The organism is Streptomyces sp. CB01580 (assembly GCF_001905795.1).
GTDB lineage: Bacteria > Actinomycetota > Actinomycetes > Streptomycetales > Streptomycetaceae > Streptomyces.
Window position 1 is genome coordinate 1 of record NZ_LIXJ01000045.1, and the last position, 5403, is coordinate 5403.

General features: G+C 57.8%; 2 rRNA genes and 1 pseudogene. 2 read left to right on the forward strand and 1 reads right to left on the reverse strand.

The window, feature by feature from the left end:
• Positions 1-292 precede the first annotated feature (292 nt).
• Together AMK22_RS35010 and AMK22_RS35015 are read left to right on the forward strand one after the other, a co-directional pair.
• Positions 293-1818: ribosomal RNA gene (locus tag AMK22_RS35010) — 16S ribosomal RNA — on the forward strand.
• A gap of 312 nt (positions 1819-2130) precedes the next feature.
• Positions 2131-5255: ribosomal RNA gene (locus AMK22_RS35015) — 23S ribosomal RNA — on the forward strand.
• Together the 16S and 23S rRNA genes form the textbook arrangement of a ribosomal RNA operon.
• A gap of 22 nt (positions 5256-5277) precedes the next feature.
• On the opposite strand, the pseudogene AMK22_RS35020 reads toward AMK22_RS35015, so the two are convergent.
• Positions 5278-5403, reverse strand: a pseudogene (locus AMK22_RS35020) (GntR family transcriptional regulator); the annotation flags it as partial.

A 5403-nucleotide genomic window follows, 5' to 3' on the forward strand; every position in this document is an offset into this window, starting at 1 on the left:
AGGACGACGGCGAGGACGTGCTGACCCGGCTCGCGGGCGTCCTCGACCTGAAGCCCCGCGAGGTCATGGACAAGGTGCGGCTCTGCGACGCGACTCAACAGCGTGCCAAAAGTCAACGCCAGATATGTTGATACCCCGTCTCCGGCCGATGAATCGGTTGGGGCGAGGTTCCTTTGAAAGTCCTGCGGGATCACTGATCTCGTAGGCGATTACACAGCGAGGACGCTGTGAACCATCGGATCATTCCTCCGGTGGTTCCGCTCTCGTGGTGTTTCCCGATTACGGGAGATCATTCACGGAGAGTTTGATCCTGGCTCAGGACGAACGCTGGCGGCGTGCTTAACACATGCAAGTCGAACGATGAAGCCCTTCGGGGTGGATTAGTGGCGAACGGGTGAGTAACACGTGGGCAATCTGCCCTTCACTCTGGGACAAGCCCTGGAAACGGGGTCTAATACCGGATAACACTCTGTCCCGCATGGGACGGGGTTGAAAGCTCCGGCGGTGAAGGATGAGCCCGCGGCCTATCAGCTTGTTGGTGGGGTGATGGCCTACCAAGGCGACGACGGGTAGCCGGCCTGAGAGGGCGACCGGCCACACTGGGACTGAGACACGGCCCAGACTCCTACGGGAGGCAGCAGTGGGGAATATTGCACAATGGGCGAAAGCCTGATGCAGCGACGCCGCGTGAGGGATGACGGCCTTCGGGTTGTAAACCTCTTTCAGCAGGGAAGAAGCGAAAGTGACGGTACCTGCAGAAGAAGCGCCGGCTAACTACGTGCCAGCAGCCGCGGTAATACGTAGGGCGCAAGCGTTGTCCGGAATTATTGGGCGTAAAGAGCTCGTAGGCGGCCTGTCGCGTCGGTTGTGAAAGCCCGGGGCTTAACCCCGGGTCTGCAGTCGATACGGGCAGGCTAGAGTGTGGTAGGGGAGATCGGAATTCCTGGTGTAGCGGTGAAATGCGCAGATATCAGGAGGAACACCGGTGGCGAAGGCGGATCTCTGGGCCATTACTGACGCTGAGGAGCGAAAGCGTGGGGAGCGAACAGGATTAGATACCCTGGTAGTCCACGCCGTAAACGTTGGGAACTAGGTGTTGGCGACATTCCACGTCGTCGGTGCCGCAGCTAACGCATTAAGTTCCCCGCCTGGGGAGTACGGCCGCAAGGCTAAAACTCAAAGGAATTGACGGGGGCCCGCACAAGCAGCGGAGCATGTGGCTTAATTCGACGCAACGCGAAGAACCTTACCAAGGCTTGACATACACCGGAAAGCATCAGAGATGGTGCCCCCCTTGTGGTCGGTGTACAGGTGGTGCATGGCTGTCGTCAGCTCGTGTCGTGAGATGTTGGGTTAAGTCCCGCAACGAGCGCAACCCTTGTTCTGTGTTGCCAGCATGCCTTTCGGGGTGATGGGGACTCACAGGAGACTGCCGGGGTCAACTCGGAGGAAGGTGGGGACGACGTCAAGTCATCATGCCCCTTATGTCTTGGGCTGCACACGTGCTACAATGGCCGGTACAATGAGCTGCGATGTCGTGAGGCGGAGCGAATCTCAAAAAGCCGGTCTCAGTTCGGATTGGGGTCTGCAACTCGACCCCATGAAGTCGGAGTTGCTAGTAATCGCAGATCAGCATTGCTGCGGTGAATACGTTCCCGGGCCTTGTACACACCGCCCGTCACGTCACGAAAGTCGGTAACACCCGAAGCCGGTGGCCCAACCCCTTGTGGGAGGGAGCTGTCGAAGGTGGGACTGGCGATTGGGACGAAGTCGTAACAAGGTAGCCGTACCGGAAGGTGCGGCTGGATCACCTCCTTTCTAAGGAGCACTTCTTACCCGGTCTCTTCGGAGTCGGGTCAGGGGCCAGTACATCGGCGAGTGTCTGATGCTGGTTGCTCATGGGTGGAACGTTGACTATTCGGCACGGCTTGGTTGTTGTTCGTTAGTACTGCTTCGGCGTGGAACGCGGGTGATGGCTGGGTTGTGTCGGGCACGTTGTTGGGTGTCTGAGGGTATGGCCGTGATGGTTGCCTTCAGTGCCGGTCCCGGTGAACTCGGACTCTTTGATGGTCCGGGGTGATGGGTGGCTGGTCGTTGTTTGAGAACTGCACAGTGGACGCGAGCATCTGTGGCCAAGTTTTTAAGGGCGCACGGTGGATGCCTTGGCACCAGGAACCGATGAAGGACGTGGGAGGCCGCGATAGGCCCCGGGGAGCTGTCAACCGAGCTTTGATCCGGGGGTGTCCGAATGGGGAAACCCGGCAGTCGTCATGGGCTGTCACCCGCTGCTGAACACATAGGCAGTGTGGAGGGAACGAGGGGAAGTGAAACATCTCAGTACCCTCAGGAAGAGAAAACAACCGTGATTCCGGGAGTAGTGGCGAGCGAAACTGGATGAGGCCAAACCGTATGCGTGTGATACCCGGCAGGGGTTGCGTTTACGGGGTTGTGGGTTCTTTCTTCTGCGGTCTGCCGGCCGTGGGACGAGTCAGAAACCGTTGATGTAGGCGAAGGACATGCGAAAGGTCCGGCGTAGAGGGTAAGACCCCCGTAGCTGAAACATTAGCGGCTCGTTTGGAAGATACCCAAGTAGCACGGGGCCCGAGAAATCCCGTGTGAATCTGGCGGGACCACCCGCTAAGCCTAAATATTCCCTGGTGACCGATAGCGGATAGTACCGTGAGGGAATGGTGAAAAGTACCGCGGGAGCGGAGTGAAATAGTACCTGAAACCGTGTGCCTACAAGCCGTGGGAGCGTCGCTGTTGTTCTTCGGGACAATAGTCGTGACTGCGTGCCTTTTGAAGAATGAGCCTGCGAGTTTGCGGTGTGTTGCGAGGTTAACCCGTGTGGGGAAGCCGTAGCGAAAGCGAGTCCGAATAGGGCGGTGGAGTAGCACGCTCAAGACCCGAAGCGGAGTGATCTAGCCATGGGCAGGTTGAAGCGGAGGTAAGACTTCGTGGAGGACCGAACCCACCAGGGTTGAAAACCTGGGGGATGACCTGTGGTTAGGGGTGAAAGGCCAATCAAACTCCGTGATAGCTGGTTCTCCCCGAAATGCATTTAGGTGCAGCGTCGTGTGTTTCTTGCCGGAGGTAGAGCACTGGATAGGCGATGGGCCCTACCGGGTTACTGACCTTAGCCAAACTCCGAATGCCGGTAAGTGAGAGCGCGGCAGTGAGACTGTGGGGGATAAGCTCCATGGTCGAGAGGGAAACAGCCCAGAGCATCGACTAAGGCCCCTAAGCGTACGCTAAGTGGGAAAGGATGTGGAGTCGCAGAGACAACCAGGAGGTTGGCTTAGAAGCAGCCATCCTTGAAAGAGTGCGTAATAGCTCACTGGTCAAGTGATTCCGCGCCGACAATGTAGCGGGGCTCAAGCGTACCGCCGAAGTCGTGTCAATCCAGTATGAAGGGCTAACGCCTGCTGGGTTGGGTAGGGGAGCGTCGTGTGCCGGGTGAAGCAGCACTGGAAGGTAGTTGTGGACGGTTCACGAGTGAGAATGCAGGCATGAGTAGCGATACACACGTGAGAAACGTGTGCGCCGATTGACTAAGGGTTCCTGGGTCAAGCTGATCTGCCCAGGGTAAGTCGGGACCTAAGGCGAGGCCGACAGGCGTAGTCGATGGACAACCGGTTGATATTCCGGTACCCGCTTTGAAACGCCCAATACTGAGCCCATTAATGCTAAGTCCGTGAAGCCGGCCTGATCTCTTCGGAGTTGAGGGTAGTGGTGGAGCCGATGACCCGAGGTGGTAGTAGGTAAGCGATGGGGTGACGCAGGAAGGTAGTCCAGCCCGGGCGGTGGTTGTCCCGGGGTAAGGGTGTAGGACGCACGGTAGGTAAATCCGTCGTGCACATAGTCTGAGACCTGATGCCGAGCCGATTGTGGTGAAGTGGATGATCCTATGCTGTCGAGAAAAGCCTCTAGCGAGTTTCATGGCGGCCCGTACCCTAAACCGACTCAGGTGGTCAGGTAGAGAATACCGAGGCGTTCGGGTGAACTATGGTTAAGGAACTCGGCAAAATGCCCCCGTAACTTCGGGAGAAGGGGGGCCACGTCTGGTGATCACTTTTACAGTGTGAGCTGGGGGTGGCCGCAGAGACCAGCGAGAAGCGACTGTTTACTAAAAACACAGGTCCGTGCGAAGCCGTAAGGCGATGTATACGGACTGACGCCTGCCCGGTGCTGGAACGTTAAGGGGACCGGTTAGCCGACTTTCGGGTTGGCGAAGCTGAGAACTTAAGCGCCAGTAAACGGCGGTGGTAACTATAACCATCCTAAGGTAGCGAAATTCCTTGTCGGGTAAGTTCCGACCTGCACGAATGGCGTAACGACTTCTCGACTGTCTCAACCATAGGCCCGGTGAAATTGCACTACGAGTAAAGATGCTCGTTTCGCGCAGCAGGACGGAAAGACCCCGGGACCTTTACTACAGTTTGATATTGGTGTTCGGTTCGGCTTGTGTAGGATAGGTGGGAGACTTTGAAGCGGCCACGCCAGTGGTTGTGGAGTCGTCGTTGAAATACCACTCTGGTCGTGCTGGATGTCTAACCTGGGTCCGTGATCCGGATCAGGGACAGTGTCTGATGGGTAGTTTAACTGGGGCGGTTGCCTCCTAAAGAGTAACGGAGGCGCCCAAAGGTTCCCTCAGCCTGGTTGGTAATCAGGTGTTGAGTGTAAGTGCACAAGGGAGCTTGACTGTGAGACCGACGGGTCGAGCAGGGACGAAAGTCGGGACTAGTGATCCGGCAGTGGCTTGTGGAAGCGCTGTCGCTCAACGGATAAAAGGTACCCCGGGGATAACAGGCTGATCTTCCCCAAGAGTCCATATCGACGGGATGGTTTGGCACCTCGATGTCGGCTCGTCGCATCCTGGGGCTGGAGTCGGTCCCAAGGGTTGGGCTGTTCGCCCATTAAAGCGGTACGCGAGCTGGGTTTAGAACGTCGTGAGACAGTTCGGTCCCTATCCGCTGTGCGCGTAGGAATATTGAGAAGGGCTGTCCCTAGTACGAGAGGACCGGGACGGACGAACCTCTGGTGTGCCAGTTGTTCTGCCAAGGGCATGGCTGGTTGGCTACGTTCGGGAGGGATAACCGCTGAAAGCATCTAAGCGGGAAGCCTGCTTCGAGATGAGTATTCCCACCCACTTGATGGGTTAAGGCTCCCAGTAGACGACTGGGTTGATAGGCCGGATGTGGAAGCCTGGTGACAGGTGGAGCTGACCGGTACTAATAGGCCGAGGGCTTGTCCTCAGTTGCTCGCGTCCACTGTGTGCGAGCAGTCCTCGCCCAGGGCCGGGGCCGCCAGCTCCGCGGCGATCTGCTCCAGACCGGCCCGGACCGGATAGCTCTCCTCCAGATCGGCCGCGGTGAGGTTGCGGACCCGCACGCGCTTGTTGGG